Source organism: Pseudoalteromonas sp. SR45-4 (assembly GCF_014163535.1).
GTDB lineage: Bacteria > Pseudomonadota > Gammaproteobacteria > Enterobacterales > Alteromonadaceae > Pseudoalteromonas > Pseudoalteromonas nigrifaciens.
The window spans coordinates 16,298-33,612 of the sequence record NZ_JACJDO010000034.1 but is presented as its reverse complement, the minus strand read 5'-3'; the positions used below and the strand labels follow the sequence as shown (position 1 = coordinate 33,612).

At 37.9% G+C, this 17,315-nt stretch carries 14 protein-coding genes; 7 read left to right on the top strand and 7 right to left on the bottom strand.

The window, feature by feature from the left end; genetic code table 11:
• Nucleotides 1–18 precede the first annotated feature (18 nt).
• Nucleotides 19–648 carry a trimeric intracellular cation channel family protein gene (locus tag H5058_RS13775; RefSeq protein WP_011330070.1) on the top strand — a complete coding sequence of 210 codons (630 nt, stop codon included), beginning with the start codon at nt 19–21 and terminating at the stop codon, nt 646–648.
• A 287-nt stretch (nt 649–935) separates the two neighbouring features.
• Here H5058_RS13775 and H5058_RS13770 read toward each other — a convergent pair whose 3' ends face one another.
• Entirely contained in the window at nt 936–1,418 is a 483-nt protein-coding gene (locus tag H5058_RS13770) for a thioesterase family protein (RefSeq protein WP_182678644.1), read from the bottom strand.
• Nucleotides 1,419–1,843: 425 nt separating this feature from the next.
• Between H5058_RS13770 and H5058_RS13765 the strand changes: the two genes are divergently transcribed.
• Nucleotides 1,844–3,469: a sodium:solute symporter family transporter gene (locus H5058_RS13765; protein ID WP_182678642.1), complete on the top strand. Its 1,626-nt coding sequence runs from the start codon at nt 1,844–1,846 to the stop codon at nt 3,467–3,469.
• A 9-nt stretch (nt 3,470–3,478) separates the two neighbouring features.
• Nucleotides 3,479–3,610 carry a putative transporter small subunit gene (locus H5058_RS18380; protein WP_220485834.1) on the top strand — a complete coding sequence of 44 codons (132 nt, stop codon included), beginning with the start codon at nt 3,479–3,481 and terminating at the stop codon, nt 3,608–3,610.
• 157 nt (nt 3,611–3,767) lie between these two features.
• Here H5058_RS18380 and H5058_RS13760 read toward each other — a convergent pair whose 3' ends face one another.
• Both H5058_RS13760 and H5058_RS13755 read right to left on the bottom strand, forming a co-directional pair.
• Nucleotides 3,768–4,073 carry an MGMT family protein gene (locus tag H5058_RS13760; RefSeq protein ID WP_086997486.1) on the bottom strand — a complete coding sequence of 102 codons (306 nt, stop codon included), beginning with the start codon at nt 4,071–4,073 and terminating at the stop codon, nt 3,768–3,770.
• On the bottom strand, nt 4,063–4,965 hold the full coding sequence (locus H5058_RS13755) for a LysR family transcriptional regulator (protein WP_011330065.1): 903 nt from the start codon (nt 4,963–4,965) through the stop codon (nt 4,063–4,065). The genes H5058_RS13760 and H5058_RS13755 overlap by 11 nt, the downstream gene beginning before the upstream one ends.
• A 124-nt stretch (nt 4,966–5,089) precedes the next feature.
• Here H5058_RS13755 and H5058_RS13750 point away from each other — a divergent pair, with 124 nt between their 5' ends.
• The 3 genes from H5058_RS13750 to H5058_RS13740 all read left to right on the top strand — a co-directional run bounded on the left by H5058_RS13750 (nt 5,090) and on the right by H5058_RS13740 (nt 12,033).
• Complete coding sequence (locus H5058_RS13750) at nt 5,090–6,172, top strand: efflux RND transporter periplasmic adaptor subunit (RefSeq protein ID WP_182678640.1); 1,083 nt, start codon at nt 5,090–5,092, stop codon at nt 6,170–6,172.
• 2 nt (nt 6,173–6,174) lie between these two features.
• Nucleotides 6,175–9,264: an efflux RND transporter permease subunit gene (locus H5058_RS13745; protein WP_182678638.1), complete on the top strand. Its 3,090-nt coding sequence runs from the start codon at nt 6,175–6,177 to the stop codon at nt 9,262–9,264.
• 234 nt (nt 9,265–9,498) lie between these two features.
• The gene (locus tag H5058_RS13740) at nt 9,499–12,033 is read left to right on the top strand and encodes a bifunctional diguanylate cyclase/phosphodiesterase (RefSeq protein ID WP_182678636.1); all 2,535 of its coding nucleotides are present in this window, start codon (nt 9,499–9,501) and stop codon (nt 12,031–12,033) included.
• A 71-nt stretch (nt 12,034–12,104) separates the two neighbouring features.
• On the opposite strand, the gene rluF is transcribed toward H5058_RS13740, so the two are convergent.
• The 3 genes from rluF to H5058_RS13725 form a co-directional block, all read right to left on the bottom strand.
• Complete coding sequence (rluF, locus tag H5058_RS13735; protein ID WP_086997498.1) at nt 12,105–13,088, bottom strand: 23S rRNA pseudouridine(2604) synthase RluF; 984 nt, start codon at nt 13,086–13,088, stop codon at nt 12,105–12,107.
• A gap of 85 nt (nt 13,089–13,173) precedes the next feature.
• The gene (locus H5058_RS13730) at nt 13,174–14,268 is read right to left on the bottom strand and encodes a DUF418 domain-containing protein (RefSeq protein WP_182678634.1); all 1,095 of its coding nucleotides are present in this window, start codon (nt 14,266–14,268) and stop codon (nt 13,174–13,176) included.
• An 11-nt stretch (nt 14,269–14,279) separates the two neighbouring features.
• Nucleotides 14,280–15,494, bottom strand: coding sequence for an EAL and HDOD domain-containing protein (locus H5058_RS13725; RefSeq protein ID WP_182678632.1), 1,215 nt, complete (start codon nt 15,492–15,494; stop codon nt 14,280–14,282).
• 224 nt (nt 15,495–15,718) lie between these two features.
• Between H5058_RS13725 and H5058_RS13720 the strand changes: the two genes are divergently transcribed.
• Nucleotides 15,719–16,639, top strand: coding sequence for a hypothetical protein (locus tag H5058_RS13720; RefSeq protein WP_182678630.1), 921 nt, complete (start codon nt 15,719–15,721; stop codon nt 16,637–16,639).
• An 83-nt stretch (nt 16,640–16,722) separates the two neighbouring features.
• Here H5058_RS13720 and H5058_RS13715 read toward each other — a convergent pair whose 3' ends face one another.
• A complete protein-coding gene (locus H5058_RS13715; protein ID WP_182678627.1) occupies nt 16,723–17,151 on the bottom strand; it encodes a tetratricopeptide repeat protein in 429 nt (142 codons plus the stop codon).
• Nucleotides 17,152–17,315 lie beyond the last annotated feature (164 nt).

Below are 17,315 nucleotides of genomic sequence, written 5' to 3'. Positions count from 1 at the left end.
TGGTAAGGAAACCACACCATGGCGTTTGAATACTTTCATTTTATGAGTTTAATTGGGGTGGCCTTTTTTGCTATATCGGGCACTTTATTAGGCCACGAAAAAAACATTGGGGGTTTTGGTGTTGTAGTTGTAGGCTCAGTTACTGCGCTTGGCGGCGGTACATTGCGTGATATATTATTAAATCAGCCGGTGTTTTGGATTGCAGAGCCCGATTATTTATACGCCACCTATGGCGCAATATTTATTGCGGTGGTGTTTATTCGCCATTTACCGCACGTATCTAATTATTACATGCTGCTAGTTGATGTATTAGGCATGGCTATATTTAACATTGTCGGCATTGAAAAGTCGTTAATTGAAGGCACTACCATGATAGTTGCCATTACCATGGGTATGACTACCGGTATATTTGGCGGGCTAATGCGCGATGTAATTTGCAGAGAAATTCCGCTAGTAATGCGCGAAGAGCTGTATTCTACTGCGTGTCTGTCGGGCGGTTTAACTTATGCAGCGTTGTTTTTACTCGGAGTGTCTTATATATGGTGTATTTTAGGCTCCTTGTTTATTACCGTATTTTTACGTTTGGGCGCGCTGCATTGGGGTTGGCAGCCAAACATATTTAGAAAAAGAACAGTTAAAAATAAATAACGCTAAAAATTAACTGTTTTGTGTTTCATTTTAGCGCCAGTTTATACTCGCCTGCCGCTAAAATAAAATCACCATGAAATATAACTAATAACATTATGTAACATGAACTCTGGTTAAGAGGTTTACTTACGTGTTGAGTCATAGTTATATTTAAATTTATTTTTTCTAGCCAGAGGTTTCCAGTGAAAATAAGGCGAATTTACGCGCCAATAGCTGGCCTATTGCAAGCAAATTCAACGTAGTTAGCGCTAAAAATAGCTGCTTGAGATAGATTTATTATCCAAGGTTCAAGTTATGCTGGGTATTTTAATTGTACTGCCTACTTTAACGGGCTTGGGTAGTTGGCAAAATTGCTGCTCTATTACCTTTAAACGCTCTAGCACCTCACTTGGAAATGGAGATACTCGCCTGGTTGCTAAATCAATATGCAAATCTAAGTGCTCGCCCGCAGCGGCGCGATATCCTTTATTGGTGCAATATATTTCATGAAATGTATGAATACGTTTTTCATCAACGTACAACAGCCAAGACACAACCTCAATTTCATCGCCTTTGCACAACTCCCTTTCAAAAATACAATGGCTCTCTACTAATGCTTTGCTGCAGTTATTTGCATAACGGTATCGCTCACCTAAATCCAGATGTTCGGTAAAATCTATATGCGCATCGTAAATAACTAAACCATAATATTTTGTATTCATATGGCCGTTAAAATCAACCCACTGGGTGGGCACTGTGGCTGAATATTTTTTAAATGGGTAGAGCGACATTTCACTTCCTTTTAGGGTAACGATAAGGCTTAAGTTGCTATTGCTGTATTAACCAAACACTGAAAACTGGCTGTGTAATTACATTAAATAGCCGTCCTGTTGGTTGTTATTCGTTAGCGGAAAATTGATTTATATTAAATATTGAGCAGCACCAATTTCAGCATTTAATACTGTAAACCAAGCTAAATCACATAACATCCTCCATTTGTGTTAACATTAATTTCTTATGTGGGCGTTTTTGCTTACATTATTCTTTACTGATGATCGTATCAGCTATTTTTTGCTACTAGTTTTATTAAGCTATTTTATAAAGTTTTTAGTAGCCCTCTAATTATTTACGTGCGTTTTTAACTGCGTAAAATAAATAATAACCGTCACCTTATTACCTCTATTGTAATGACGAGTGACGCGGCGAAGGAGTAAAAATGTTTCAGTTTAGTACCAGCACTATACTGCTGGTTTTATTTGCTTTTTATGGTTTAACCTTTTTATTCACGCTAAGTATTGGCAAAAAACAAGAAAATGCCGATGGCTATATGGTTTCCAACGGATCCGTTGGATTTAGCATGTCTGCAGCGAGTATGACAGCCACATGGATATGGGCAGCATCGTTTTATGCTGCTGCAAGTTCGGGGTACAAATATGGTTTATCGGGGGCAATCCATTACGGTTTTTGGGGCGCACTGATGATTTTATTTATTTACCCCTTTGGTAAGCGCTTTAGAGAGCTTGCGCCAAATGCGCGTACTTTAGCCGAAATTATGCATGCGCGGCATGGCAGTGCTAGCCAAATGATTTTAGCCTCTTCAAACATAGTCGGCAGTATAATTAGTTTAATGGTTAACTTTACTGCAGCCGGTGCGCTAGTAGATATTTTATCACCACTGAACTTTACCGAAGGGGTATTAATTGCAGGCTCTGGCGTGCTTATATACACTTTTTGGTCGGGGTTTCGCTCCTCGGTTTTTACCGATTTTGGCCAGTTAATGGCTATGATGCTCGCCGCTGTGGTTATTATTCCTATGCTATTTTTTGAGCTCGATGGCCCCGACTTATTTACTCAAGGCATGAGTAATTTAACAATAGAACAAGCTGACTTTTTCTCTACTACTGCCATTTTAGAGCAAGGCGCGCCTTTTTTTGTTGCAGTTCTTGCATACGCTATTGGTAATCAAACTATTGCCCAACGCTTATTTGCTGTACGCGAAGACTTAATAAAACCGAGCTTTATTACAGCAACCATAGGTTATGGCTCTATTGTTATAGGCTTAGGTATGCTGGGGTTACTGGCGTTACTAGCCGGCGTGCAACCTATAGACGGTGATTTAAATAACCTCATTCCGCAAATGGCTGCAACCTACCTGTCGCCTATTATGGTGTTAGTATTATTTGTGATGATTATTGGCTCGCTTTCATCCACCGCCGATTCTGACTTGTCAGCCTTATCGGCAATTATAATGACCGACGTATACGGTAAACATTTAAGTAAAAACAATCCTAACCCTAAAAAAATGCTTTGGGTTGGCCGCTTTACCATGGTTGTTGCCACCATGTTAGGCGTTATATTTGCAAGCCTTAAACTCGATATTCTCTCAATGCTAATTTTTGTTGGCGCACTGTGGGGCGCAATTGTGTTTCCGGTTATTTCTAGCTTATATTGGGATAAGGTGACAAATCTGGCGTTTACTACCGCGGTAACCGGCGCGTTTTTACTCTTTATTGTCGCACGCTTTGAGTGGCTGGAATTAACTGGCGCTGTCGCGTTGTTTTTTGAGGTAATAGCAAGCGTAGGCGGCGGTGTTGTTATTGGCTTAATGTGTTTTGGTTTTTTTGGCCGCACTGCGGGGTTAATTTTGGGCGCAATAACAGCCGTAATACTACTGTTTTTTACTTTAGGTTTTTTACGCGACTATATTGTATTGCTAAGCTCACTGACCGCTTACGGTGCCAGCGCTATTATTTGTGTAGTGCTTACCTTAACCAGCAACAAAAGCGCGTTTGATTTTGCTTTAATTAAGCAACGTGTTGTTGAATTTAGTGACAATAAATAAGGAAAAATTATGTCTACAACATTACTTACTATTTATGTATTAATTTGGCCTGTGATTGCCTTTGGTGTATTTGTTATTTTACTTTGCTCACTTATTAAAGATCTTAAAAATGCGAAACAAGAAGGCAAAAACTTAGTGTAAAGCATGCACTTTACACGCAAACTAGGGCAAGCATTTAACTTGCCCTTTTTATTGCGTTAAGCACTTAGTTATAAACACTTTAACGCTAGCACTATTTTAACAGCGCACTCATTGAGCAAGTGGCTAAGTAAACAGCAGGCAGATTAAACTTGTTATATTACTGCCATTGGTACACACGCATATTCACTCGCTCATTTTTAAATGCAATACCTTCTAATAACAGCTTTTGTCGCTGCTCATGATATTTATTACTGCCTATAGGAAACGATATTTTACCTTGGCTGCTTACTACTCTATGCCAAGGTATTGTTGAGTCGTTGGGCATTAGCTTTAATAACCGCCCTACTAAACGCGCATTTTGCGGGTACCCCGCAATAGCGGCTACTTGCCCATAACTTGCAACTTGCCCTTTAGGAATGCTACCAATAACGGTATAAATAAGCGTTTCTTTATCAATTTCCATGTTTTTTCAAATACGCCTGGCTAAGTTGAGTAAACTGCTGCCAAATAGTACGTGCTACTGGCCCATGATGGCTAGAGTGCTGCCTAAAAACGCGAATTTGCGTGCTAAATTCATGCTCGCGATCAGTTATGCTGACTTTTTGTAATAATCCCGATTTAATTTCTTCAGCGCAATGCTCTAAGCTGATCATAGCCCAACCAGCGCCCGATAATAAAAACGATTTTAAGCTCGATATATCGTCAATTTTCATCATTGCTGGGCCTTTAGAATAAGACAACCTATCACTGTCTATACTCAGGCCGCTTTCAAACATGGCTAAACACGGGTACGACTGCAATTCACTGTAACTAAGTGTGTTGGGTATAATATTTTTTGCGCTAACAATACCAATGTCGAGCTTGCCTATGGGCAAGCTTTCTAAATCGCCGGTAGCATGAAACAAGTCAAACCAAGGGCCTATGCCAAGCTCTGCTTGGCCATTATTAACCTGCTCCAACGAAATAAAACGTTTACCACTGGTTAAACTAAACTCAGTGCTATTAAATACTCTAAAAGTATTACTTATGATCTCATTGTAGCTTTGCACATGGCATATTTGTTCATAACAAATTCTAAATTGCGCCTCATTGCCCAGTGCTAGCTCTTTTGCAAGTTGTGCAAGCTCTTCATTGTTATTGAGCAGTTGTTTAGCTTGGCGATGAAAAATCCGCCCTTTTTCGGTTAATTGTAAACGGTATTGCGAACGGTCGAGTAGCGCAAAGCCTATTTTTGTCTCTAAACTTTTAATTGCTAACGTAAGCGCTGGCTGCGTTTTGTGTAGTTTAAGTGCCGCTGCACTTAAGCTTGCGCTTTGTACAATGGCGTCTAATATTTGTAGCTGATTGAGTTTCATAGCATTGCCAATAACAACATAAGTAAAACTTATTGAGTTTTTAAAATTTAATGAATTTTATTTTATATGTTTGCGGAGTATGCTGCACTGACTTTATTTAGCTTTTAATTTTCATGGAGAAAATATGCACCTCTTACGTCTATGTGTAGTAACGACGACTTTACTTGGTTTAATAGCCTGCTCTGAGCCTGAGCCGCAAGTAAAAGAAGAGCCAATACGCCCGGTAAAGTTATTTAATATTGGTCACGATTCGCAAGTTAACATTCGCAGTTTTCCTGCTGAAGTAGTTGCAAATCAAGGCTCTTACCTTGCATTTAGAGTAAGCGGTGAGCTGGTTGAGTTTCCGGTATTAGCGGGTCAGCATGTAAAAAAAGGACAACTATTAGCTAAGTTAGACCCTGAAGATTTTCAGCTGCAATATAATGAGCGTAAAGCCCGCTATGAGCTGGCTAAATCACAATTAGGGCGTATTGAACAACTTTTCGAAAAGCGCATTACCAGCCAATCAGAGCTTGATCAGGCTATTGCTAACAAGCAAGTTGCCGAATCGGCCTTTAAAATTGCACAAACGAATGTGGAATATAGCCAACTTAGAGCGCCGTTTGCGGGTACTGTTGCAAAAGTATTTGTAAAAAACTTTGAAAGTGTACAAACAAAGCAAAATATATTGCGTTTAGAAACCCGCGATTTAATGGATGTTGAAATTCAAGTACCTGAAAGAATTGTGGCGCGCTTTATTAAAGGAACTCAATACCAACCAACGGTTATTTTTGACGGTTATCACGATAAAAAATACACACTCACACTTAAAGAGTGGGACACCCAAGCAGATCCTGCCACATTAACGTATAAAGTTGTGTTTTCGCTACCAGTACCAGAAGATTTTAACTTACTTGCCGGTATGACTGGCCGCGTACTTATCGATTTAAGTAAAGTAACGCAATCACAAACCGCTTACACTATTTTGCCCAACGAGGCGGTGTTTTCTGATCCGCAGCAATCTATTAGTAACAACGCTTATGTATGGTTATATAACGAGCAAACCGGCCAAATACATAAACAAGCAGTAAAAGTGGGCCAATTACACCGCGATGGCATTGAAGTACTCAGTGGGATTACAGAAGGACAGCAAATTGTTTCCGCCGGTGTACATTCACTAAAAGAAGGCATGCAAGTACGCCCATGGAATAAAGAGCGAGGCCTGTAATTATGAGCTTTGCACAACTATCTATAGAGAAAAAAGTTATTAGTTGGATGTTTACCCTACTGCTACTTATTGGCGGTGGTGTTTCTTATTTTGACTTAGGGCAATTAGAAGACCCTGAATTTACGTTAAAAAAAGCCATGGTTATCACCATGTATCCTGGCGCGTCGCCACAGCAAGTAGAGGAAGAAGTTACCTTTCCTATCGAAAATGCGATTCAGCAATTACCTTACGTTGATTACGTTACCTCTATTTCGTCAAATGGTAAGTCGCAAATTACCGTAGAAATGAAAAGTAACTACCGAAAACAAGAGTTAAGACAAATTTGGGATGAAATGCGGCGTAAAATTAACGACCTCAATCCATCTTTGCCCAGTGGTGTATACGCCAGTAAAATTATTGATGACTTTGCCGATGTTTACGGCGTAATGTATTCCGTAACCGGCGATGGCTATTCGTATGACGAGCTTAAAGACTACGTAGACTACCTTAAACGCGAACTTGTATTGGTTAAAGGCGTAAGTAAAGTAACTATTGCAGGAGAGCAACAAGCGCAAGTAATGGTTGAAATTTCTACGCAAAAACTTGCTCAATTAGGCATAGCGCCCAGTCATATTTATCAATTATTACAATCGCAAAATACGGTTTCTAACGCGGGTAAAATTAGGGTCGGCAGTGAGTCTATTCGCTTGCACCCTACTGGCGAGTTTAAAGATGTAAAAGAGTTAGAAACCCTGCTTATTTCTAAATCGGGTGCCAGCGAGCTAATTTATTTAGGTGATGTAGCTAAGGTATACCGCGAGTACGCCGAAGTGCCCAGCAATATTATTCGTTACAACCAACAGCAAGCATTGTTAATTGGCGTATCGTTTATGTCGGGCGTTAATGTGGTTGATATAGGTAACGACGTTGACGCACACCTTGCGTCATTAGAGTACCAGCGCCCACACGGAATTAAAATTAATGCCGTTTATAATCAACCAAACGAAGTAGAAAAATCGGTAAACGGCTTTATTGTTAGCCTAGTTGAAGCGATTGCCATTGTAATTATAGTGCTATTGCTGTTTATGGGGGTTAAAAGCGGGCTGTTAATTGGTGGTATTTTACTGCTTACCGTTTTAGGTACTTTTATTTTTATGAAGTTATTTGCTATTGATTTGCAAAGAATTTCGTTAGGTGCGCTAATAATCGCACTTGGTATGCTTGTTGATAATGCCATTGTTGTTACCGAAGGCATTTTGATTAACCTCAAACGTGGGCAAACTAAACTAAGAGCCTCTATTAATATTGTTGAACAAACTAAGTGGCCATTACTTGGGGCAACTGTGATTGCTATTACTGCATTTGCGCCGATCGGTTTAAGCTCCGATGCCAGCGGTGAGTTTGCCGGTAGTTTATTTTGGGTATTGCTAATCTCCCTTTTATTAAGCTGGATCACTGCCATTACCCTCACACCATTTTTTGCCAATTTAATGTTTAAAGAAACGCAATTAAACGCTGATGGCGAGCAAGAGTATGACGACCCATATCAAGGTTTTATATTTACCAGTTACGAAGCCAGTTTAAACCTTGCTATGCGCTTTAGAAAAAGTACCTTAGTTTTAATGTTAGTACTGCTGTGCAGTGCTGTTGTTGGTTTTGGCGCTGTAAAACAATCATTTTTTCCGGCATCTAATACGCCAATGTTTTATGTAGATTATTGGCAAGAACAAGGCGCTGATATTCGCTCAACGCTTGAGGGGATTAAAAAGTTAGAAGCGTTTTTACAGCAAAACCCATTGGTTACTGAAATAACCAGTACTGTTGGCCAAGGTGCTCCGCGCTTTATGCTTACTTATGCACCTGAAAAGTCATACCCTGCGTACGGGCAATTGATTATTCGTGTAACTGACCGCGAAGCGGTTGCTACTGTTATGCAAAAAGTACGAGATTTCGCACAGCACAATCCGGTTGCCGCACAGCTTAAAGTTAAACCTATGGAAATAGGCCCTTCAACAGATGCAAAAATAGAAGCGCGTTTTTCTGGCCCAGATCCAGTTGTACTTAGAAAACTATCTGCTCAAGCCAAACATATCATAGCGCAAGATACAGGTTCGCATAATATTCGTGATGATTGGCGGGCACGTACCAAAATGATCCGCCCACAGTTTAACGAACAAAAAGCGCGTCGTTTAGGTATTAGTAAATCAGACCTTGATCAAGTATTGCTTACTAACTTGTCGGGTAAGCAAGTAGGTGTATATCGTGATGGCACCCAATTACTGCCTATTATTGCGCGCTCTCCTGCTAACGAGCGCTTAAACGTAGAAAGTGTACATGACCTACAAATTTTCAGCCCAGTATTGGGGGTGTTTATACCGGTTACTCAAGTTGTTGATGAGTTTGTAGTTGAATGGGAAGACAGCTTGATTATGCGCCGCGATCGTAAGCGCACTATTACCGTTATGGCTGACCATGATGTACTAAGTGACGAAACGCCGGCTAAACTATTTGCACGCATTCGCACCGATATCGAAAACATTGAGCTGCCACGCGGTTACGAAATGCAATGGGGTGGCGAATACGAGTCATCGAGTAAAGCTAAAAAAGCTATCTTTGGCTCATTGCCGATTGGTTACTTAGCTATGTTTGCAATTACAGTATTGCTGTTTAACTCTGTTAAGCAGCCTTTAGTTATTTGGGCTACTGTACCACTGGCAATTATTGGGGTAAGCGCTGGGCTATTGGTCATGAATGCGCCGTTTAGCTTTATGGCATTATTAGGATTACTAAGCTTAAGCGGTATGTTAATAAAAAATGGCATAGTATTAGTGGATCAAATAAATCTTGAGTTATCTGAAGGTAAAGCGCCATACCAGGCGGTATTTGATTCAGGAGTAAGCCGTGTACGCCCTGTTGCTATGGCAGCAATAACCACTATATTGGGGATGATCCCACTATTATTTGATGTGTTTTTTCAATCAATGGCGGTTACTATTATGTTTGGCTTAGGTTTTGCTACCATATTAACTTTAATTGTAGTGCCTGTGCTTTATACCATTATATATAAAATTGAATATCAGCCTCTTAAAACTCAAATTCAAGAGAAAAAATAAACTCTTTTTAAATTAATAAACGCAGCTAAGGCTGCGTTTATTTTATATTGCACTCTAAACCTGCCTTATAAACTGCCTACCCCTAGTAATAAAATACCATTATGATTATACCGTTCAAATAACGTCGTTTTTCTTATATTTTATATACATAAAAACATTTTAAATATCTGGTATTTAGTTTTAATAATGCTAATGTAACCTAGAGGTTAATCACTTTAAGGGCTTGAGAAAATAATGAGACTATCTCTAACTCAATCAGCAGCAAGTATATTGTATTTAGGTTTTATCCAATTTTTTCTTGTTGTTGCATTTTTGGGGGCTTTAGAAAGTGTTGTTGTTACGCAAAGCTTAATGCCGGTTATTTCTCTGCAACTTTCTTTGACTGCGTTAGGCTTAGCTATTTTATTGGCTTTTTTACCTAAGGTTTTACCTACAAAAAAAATTAAATATCTCATACCTATATTACTCATTACCGGCGCTATATTGTTTATTAACTTTGAGCTAAGTTTGTGGCGACACGATAGCAGTAGCTGGTTTTGGGACAGCCATAACCCTTTTATCTCATCTTTTAGTGCTGTAATGGTATTTGTGTTTTTTTTAGCTTTAATTATAAAAATTAAAAACCCAATTACTACCGTTAAAGGTTCTATAACCGCTAAAGTAATTACGTTTTTTGCTATTTTTATTGGCATAACACTTTGGCAAGTTACCGCGGTTAAAACGGTAACTAATGTAGCTGTAGATGCACAAAATAAAATTAAATTTGTTGAAACTATACTCAATAAAAACCTCGAAAGTCATATCACATCACTTACTCGCATAAAAACACGTTTAGAAGCAGTGAATGCCGACGACTTTATAAAAATGGCTAATATAGACTTAAAAATTTATACCCAAGACTTTGAAATTATTAGCAGTATGCTTCTTCTCGATGAAAATTTGAATTATATAAACGGTACAACATACTCTAAGCAATTTACTAATGACGGATTAATTGCAACCAGCCCTATTACTAACTGGTTAAAAGCAGCTGAAAATAAAGTGAGATTTGCGGCTAACTCTGCAACCTTAGATACAGATACGCCCATTATAATGTTCTCAATTCCAATAACGGCAAGCAATGGTAAAAAATACCAAGTACTGGCACTGTTAAATTTAAACTTGTTAATTGAAAACAGATACATAGATTATCTCAGCTCGTTTGATACTTTTATTGAGTTAACACCTAAAATTTATTTCGCAATCGACAAAAACCAAAAAAATGTTCAAGACTTAAATAGCTTATTAAACCGTTATAGCAAGCATTATATAGTTAACGAAATTGTTGTAAGAGAGGTAATTAAGCACAACGTTTATAGCTTTATTAAAGACTATTCAAAGCTTAAAGAAGCGGCACAAATTGAGCAAATGATCATATGGCTTACTTTTGCGTTTATTTATATTTTGATATTAGCCACTGACTCTACTTTTTTGCTCAGACAACAGTCTATTGTGTTACATAAAATGGCTAAATACGACGAGTTAACCGGCCTGCTGCGCCGTGATGCATTAAATGCAGAAATAGAGGCTAAGCAAGTTAACTGTGTCGATGTAAATTGTGCGATGGTGTTTTTTAATTTAGATGGCTTTAGCGCAGTAAACAATAGTTTAGGCCATAAATTAGGTGACATGGTTTTGCAATTAGTCGCTAAAAGGCTTAAGAAAAATGCTGTTGGGGCAGGCGCCATATCGCGTTTTGGCAATGATGAGTTTGTATTGCATTACTGTAATATATCTAAGCAGCAGCTATCGGATGAAATTACACTCGTAATAAAATCGCTAGCCGATATATATAACTTAGGTGAGGTTGATATCCACCTTACTGTGAGTGTTGGCATAGCTATGTCTGATGGAGAGGTCATTAGCCCTGCATTACTACTACAACAAGCTGATATAGCAATGGATAACGCTAAAGCTTTAGGCGGCAATCAATTTTGCTTTTACCATAAGCTTATGGATGAGAGCCATAATTCTATGGTTACAATTAGAAGTGAGCTACAAAAAGCGATTAAAAATGAGGCATTAGAGGTTTATTATCAACCCATTTATAACTTAACTACTCAGTGTATTGTTGCTGTAGAAGCTCTAGTTCGCTGGAAAAATAATGGCAGTTACATTTCTCCTGCTGTTTTTATTCCTATTGCAGAACAAACAGGGCAAATACTACAAGTGGGCGAACAAGTCCTTACTCAAGTACTAAATGATATAAGTACTATAGCTGAATTACAAAATATTTGTGTTGCGGTTAATTTTTCACCGCAACAAATACAACAGCGAAACTTTACCGAAAAGCTGTATAAGTTAACGTCTGAAAAAAACATACAGCCTAAGTTGCTCACCATCGAAGTGACCGAAATGATTATGTCAGAAAAAGGCGCTATTGAAGAAGTGCTTAAGACACTGATGAATAAAGGTTTTAATGTAGCAATTGATGACTTTGGGACGGGTTACTCAAGCTTGTCTTATTTATCGCGTCAGCCGGCAAATATAATAAAAATAGATCGTGAATTTACCATTGGCGCCGAATTAGCTGGGCAAAAAAGAGCATTGCTAGAAGGCATTATTAATATTTGCACGCAGTTAAATAAAACAGTGGTAGTAGAGGGTGTAGAAAGTCCTGAGCTGATCGGTTATTTATCTAAGTTTAACAACATTAGAATACAAGGCTTTTATTACTGTAAACCTATGCCTCTGGATAAACTTATAGAATATATACATAGCAACAAATAGCGATTTTGATAATAAATTATTAAAATCGCAGGTTAATTAAGTTGTTGTACTGTACCTAATATTATATCGCTTTATTTTTTAAGGCTCAATATTCCTTTTGAGTCGGATGATTTATTTGCTTTTATACTTTTAGGTTTACCAACATAAGTGGTTGAGCGCTTTTGATAAGGCGTTTTACTACGCTCTTTTTTACGTTCTTCAGTGCGCTCACCTTGATTAAAACGTTTAGGGTTTTCGCCCTGAAAATCACGTTTTTTATCACTTGTTTTTTGCGGTTTAGCTACAGCTTGCAGGCTTTGTTGCTGTAAAGCGTTTGCTTCATCGTATACTGAATGCTCTTGGGTTTTTCCTGAGTCAGAGATAGAGTTGTTTATAATCGCCATTTCTTGTTCAGTTAAGTGACGCCATTGCCCTACTTTTAAACCTTTAAGCGTCACATTCATAATACGTACGCGTTTGAGTGTGACCACTTCGTAACCTAAATATTCACACATTCTACGTATTTGACGATTTAACCCTTGGGTTAAAATAATAGTAAACTGCTGCGCACCGGTTTGGGTTACTTTACATTTTTTAGTAATGGTATCGAGTATGGGCACACCATTACCCATTTTAGCTACAAACTGACGATTTAATGGTTTATCTACAGTAACTACATATTCTTTTTCGTGATTATTGCCAGCGCGCAAAATTTTATTAACAATGTCGCCTTCGTTAGTTAAAAATATTAGCCCTTCAGATGGGCGATCTAAGCGCCCTATTGGAAAGATTCTATCGGGGTAATTAACTGCTTTAACAATATTACTTTGAATTTTTCGCTCTGTAGTACAGGTAATACCAACGGGTTTGTTATAGGCAATATAAACGCGTTTAGGGATTGCTTTAAGTGTTTTGCCATCTACCAATACAACATCAGTAGATGAAACTTTTACGCCCATTTCCGGGCGAATACCATTAACAGTAACACGACCGTCTTCAATATATTTATCAGCCTCGCGTCGCGAACAAAAGCCAGTATCGCTAATAAATTTATTTAATCGTTTTAAGTCTGTCATGGAAGCAATTCACCTTAATTTTAAAGGCTGCTAGTTTAAACCACCCACAATAATTTTTCGCCCTTAATTTAACCTTTGTAGCCGTTTAAGCAGTGATTTTTGCGTAGGTTAATTTTCGCCATATGTATTCTAAAGGGCCTTGTTGAAAATAACGGCTATAAATGGCGGTAATAATAAGCTGAATAACGATTAGTAAGGTAGCAACTAAACAATAGTCAATACGATTAAAACTGAGCGCCCACTGCTTAAAAAACACTTTAAACAACACAAGTTGCATTAACGTTTGGCTTATATATAAACTAAATGCTAAACGCCCTACTTGTTGAATTAATTTTCCTGTGTTGGCATTGTTACTACACAACTTAACTGCAATGTGAATATAAATAACCGCCATACATAATGCTGCCACACTGTTAATTAATTCTTGCAGCGCATAAAATACACCACTGCTATATTGCTCTGTAGTTAGCCGTAAACTGGTAAATAGTAGCGCACTACTAATTACTAAAATGAGTTGCTTTGCCGATAAGCCGCTAGCAAACACCTGTTGCTTATACAGATATATACCTAATAACATTAGCGCTGTCGTTACCCACATGGTAAGTATAGGCACCATAAACACCATTAAGGCGTTCATAGTTATGTTAGATAACAAGTGATCGCCATATGATTGAAAGTATTGGCTATACAAAGCATTAAACTCTGGCGAGTCACGGTATATTAATGTCTCTGGTACGCTATACATAACTAAAGCGGTTGCCAAACCCGAGAGTAAAATAAACCCATAAGCGTGCTTCAAAAGTTGCTCATTGGTACTGCTTAAGTATCTTATAGCAAGCAACCCCGACACCCCATACAAAAACAGAATATCACCGGCCCAAAGTAAAAAACCATGCAATAAACCAAAAACTAGTAACCAATATAGACGACTTTTAAGTGGTAAAACCAAGTTGTAGCGTTGCCATTGTATGTACAACCCAGCCCCAAACAGTATGCTAAATATGCTCCTAAAACGCCCTTCAACAAATATTAGGTTTAATGTTTGAATCAGGCTATCGCTGCTTGGTGGGGTTGTTAGTGGCGTATAACCGAGCTCAAATACTCCAAAGGTGTATATATTCATAAACACCAAGCCAAGTACGGCAATACCACGAATGAAGTCTAAATTATAATTACGCATTACCTATTCCATTACGTGGTATTTTTATAGCTATCGGCCCAGTTTACCGCTTGCTTATAAATGTTAGGTAGTAATTTGCTATCTATATTTATTAATAAAACGGCTTGCTCTAATGCCCACCAGCTTCCTGATTCGTATGCTTTTACGGTTTCAAGAATATAATGCAAGGTGTTTTTTTCGCCTTGTAATGCTGCTTTAATGTCATCTGGAAATGGTAGTTTATTAACTAATAAACTCATAGGTTGATCTAATATGGCATCGAGTAACGAAAACAGCCCGGTTAAAAAAGCTTCACCTTTTTGCTGTTTACTTATTTGCGCGGCAATTAGTTCACAAAAGCGAGCACGAACTACGCATATTTGCATTAATTCGGCAGGCTTAGACTTAGCGGTATGAGCGGTAACAATCAGACTCACAAACTTTTTTAACCGTTCCTGACCTAAGTATACTAATGCTTGTTTAAGGGATGATATTTGGCTTTGAATTGGAAACACACCACTATTAATTAAACGCAATAGTTTGTATGCCAGCGCAGCATCAAGCTCAAATAACCCAGAAATTACTGTTATATCTGGATTAGGTTTCATAACTTCTGCATAAATTGCAATTACCAACGCATAATTATAGTCAATATCGTTTTGTTTAAGCATGGTTGGCTTTGCAAAAAAATAACCTTGAAAGTAATCAAAGCCCATTTTACAGGCCAGTTCAAACTCCTCGGGCGTTTCTATTTTTTCAGCAAGTATTTTTATTCTTTTATGTTTTTTTAGTCTTTTAACAATCTGGGCAATTTCCGGTAATGGGGTTTGGCGTATATCAAACTTAATCAAATTTACCAGCTTTAAAAAGCGCTCCCACTGTGGAGTGTACACAAAATCATCTAACGCTAATTTATAATTACTATGAAATAAATCACGGCATAACTCATAATTATCGTCTGTGGGTTCTATAGTTTCGAGTAACTCAATTACCACATCTTTACAGGGTAAAAATGCACATAAATCGAGTTTTAACGACTCTGGGCCTATATTAATCAGTGCTTTTTTACCTGATGTAATATGGCGAGTTCCTAAGTTAAGCTGATTTTCCATGATCAACCTTGCGGTTGCTTGACCATCAGATATTCCCGGGAAATAGTTTTTATCACTATCACGAAATAATAGCTCATAAGCAACCACATTCTGGCGACGATTTAGTATTGCTTGCCTTGCAACAAATACGGACACATTACCTACTTCTTAGTTTTTATACAGTACTTAGCTATTAATAGCGTAATCAGCAATAATTGTCACTTTTCTTCGACAAAATCATGTTAATTAACCTATTTGGTTTAAAATATATGCAATTTTAAGCAACTGTTAATAAACGCTACGAGATAAGTCTTTAGTTCTCTTCTACCATCAGCGATAATAACGATATATTAATTAACATTCTGAAATATATTAATTTGATGTTGAAAAAAAGTATTCTACTTTCTATTGCTGCTCTGTTTATTTCTAGTGCCATATACTTAGGCTCTGCTATTTATACCTTGTATAGCAAAAAAATGATTTCTGTTGACCCTAGACTCAAAGAAGTATCTGGTATTGAGTATGATAAGCATAAACGCTTATGGGCTATTAACGACAGCGGCGACGAACCAAAACTTTACCGACTCAATGATGATGGCTCAATTGCTAAAGAAATATTAGTGACTAACGCTGAAAATATAGATTGGGAAGATATGACCCAAAATAAATTTGGTCACTTTTTTTTAGGTGATTTTGGTAATAACACCAATGAGCGCCGCTGGCTTACTATTTATAAAATAGAAAACCCCATTGATATTAAAACCGATACCACCGAAGCTGAAATAATTAAGTTTACCTACCCCGAGTTAGACGGTACACCGGTTGCTCCTGATAACCGCAATTATGACTTAGAGGCGTTTGTAGCATTAGGTAGGCACTTATACTTATTTACCAAAAATCGTACCGAACCCTTTGATGGTATTACAAATGTATATAAAGTGGGTGATCATGCGGCTAATTTTAACGCCGAACTAATCGACTCATTTAAAACCTGCACCACCATGGAAAAGCTCTGCTGGATAACCTCTGCTGCACTGAGCCCTGATCGGAAAAAAATAGTGCTATTAGACTCAACTAGCCTTTGGTTATTTGAGAATTTTAAAAGGGATAAGTTTTTCTCGGGTGATGTATCGCGAATAGACCTAGGCATTGTTACCCAAAAAGAAGCGGTTACTTTTTACGACGACAACACCATAGTATTTACCGATGAAGAATTTAAAGGTATCGGCGGTAATGCCTATGTTATAAAGCTCGACGAAGCCAAGAAGCAAATAATTAGAAAAGCACCTTTAAAACCATAATAACTAATGGTGCTTAATGCATTACTTTAAAGTGCTGAGCTTAGGTAGCTCAGTCAGCAAAATAAATATCAATAAAGCAGGCTCTAGCCTTCTTCTTCTACCAGCGACTCTAGTAGGTCGTGTATTTCTGCTTTAAGCTCTTTATCAGAAATTTTATTAGCGCTGACTTTAGCATCTTGAAGGTTTTTAATTGCAGCCTCTTTTTGGCCTAATTCTAACTGCAAAGTTGCCATAGAAAATGCAACCGACGACATATGATCTTTAGAGTTAATGGCTATCGATTTTTTTAATGCTTTTTCGTAGCCTTCAATTGCTTCTTCTAATTCTTCGGTAAAATCAGCCAGCGTTTCCCATTGTACAGGGTGATCTTTGCTGGTGTTTTCGTTTTCAATACAAATTGCTTTAAGCTGCGCGTAAAGTAACTCGAATTTTTTTGTATCGTTTTTATTTGCAGCCGCCATTAGCTCTTCAGCTAAATCGTGTACTGCTTTGTATACTTTGGTGTTCATCATTGCTAATTACCTTTTGCGGCCACTAAATAGTGGGTAAATTAATCATTCTCTCTTTAATAAACTTATTTTAGCAAATTAAGGAATATAAGCTGCAATGAAGTGCGCTTTATCAAGATTAATACCATTGATTAAGAGAGCTATTTAAATGACGATAAGGTCACTAA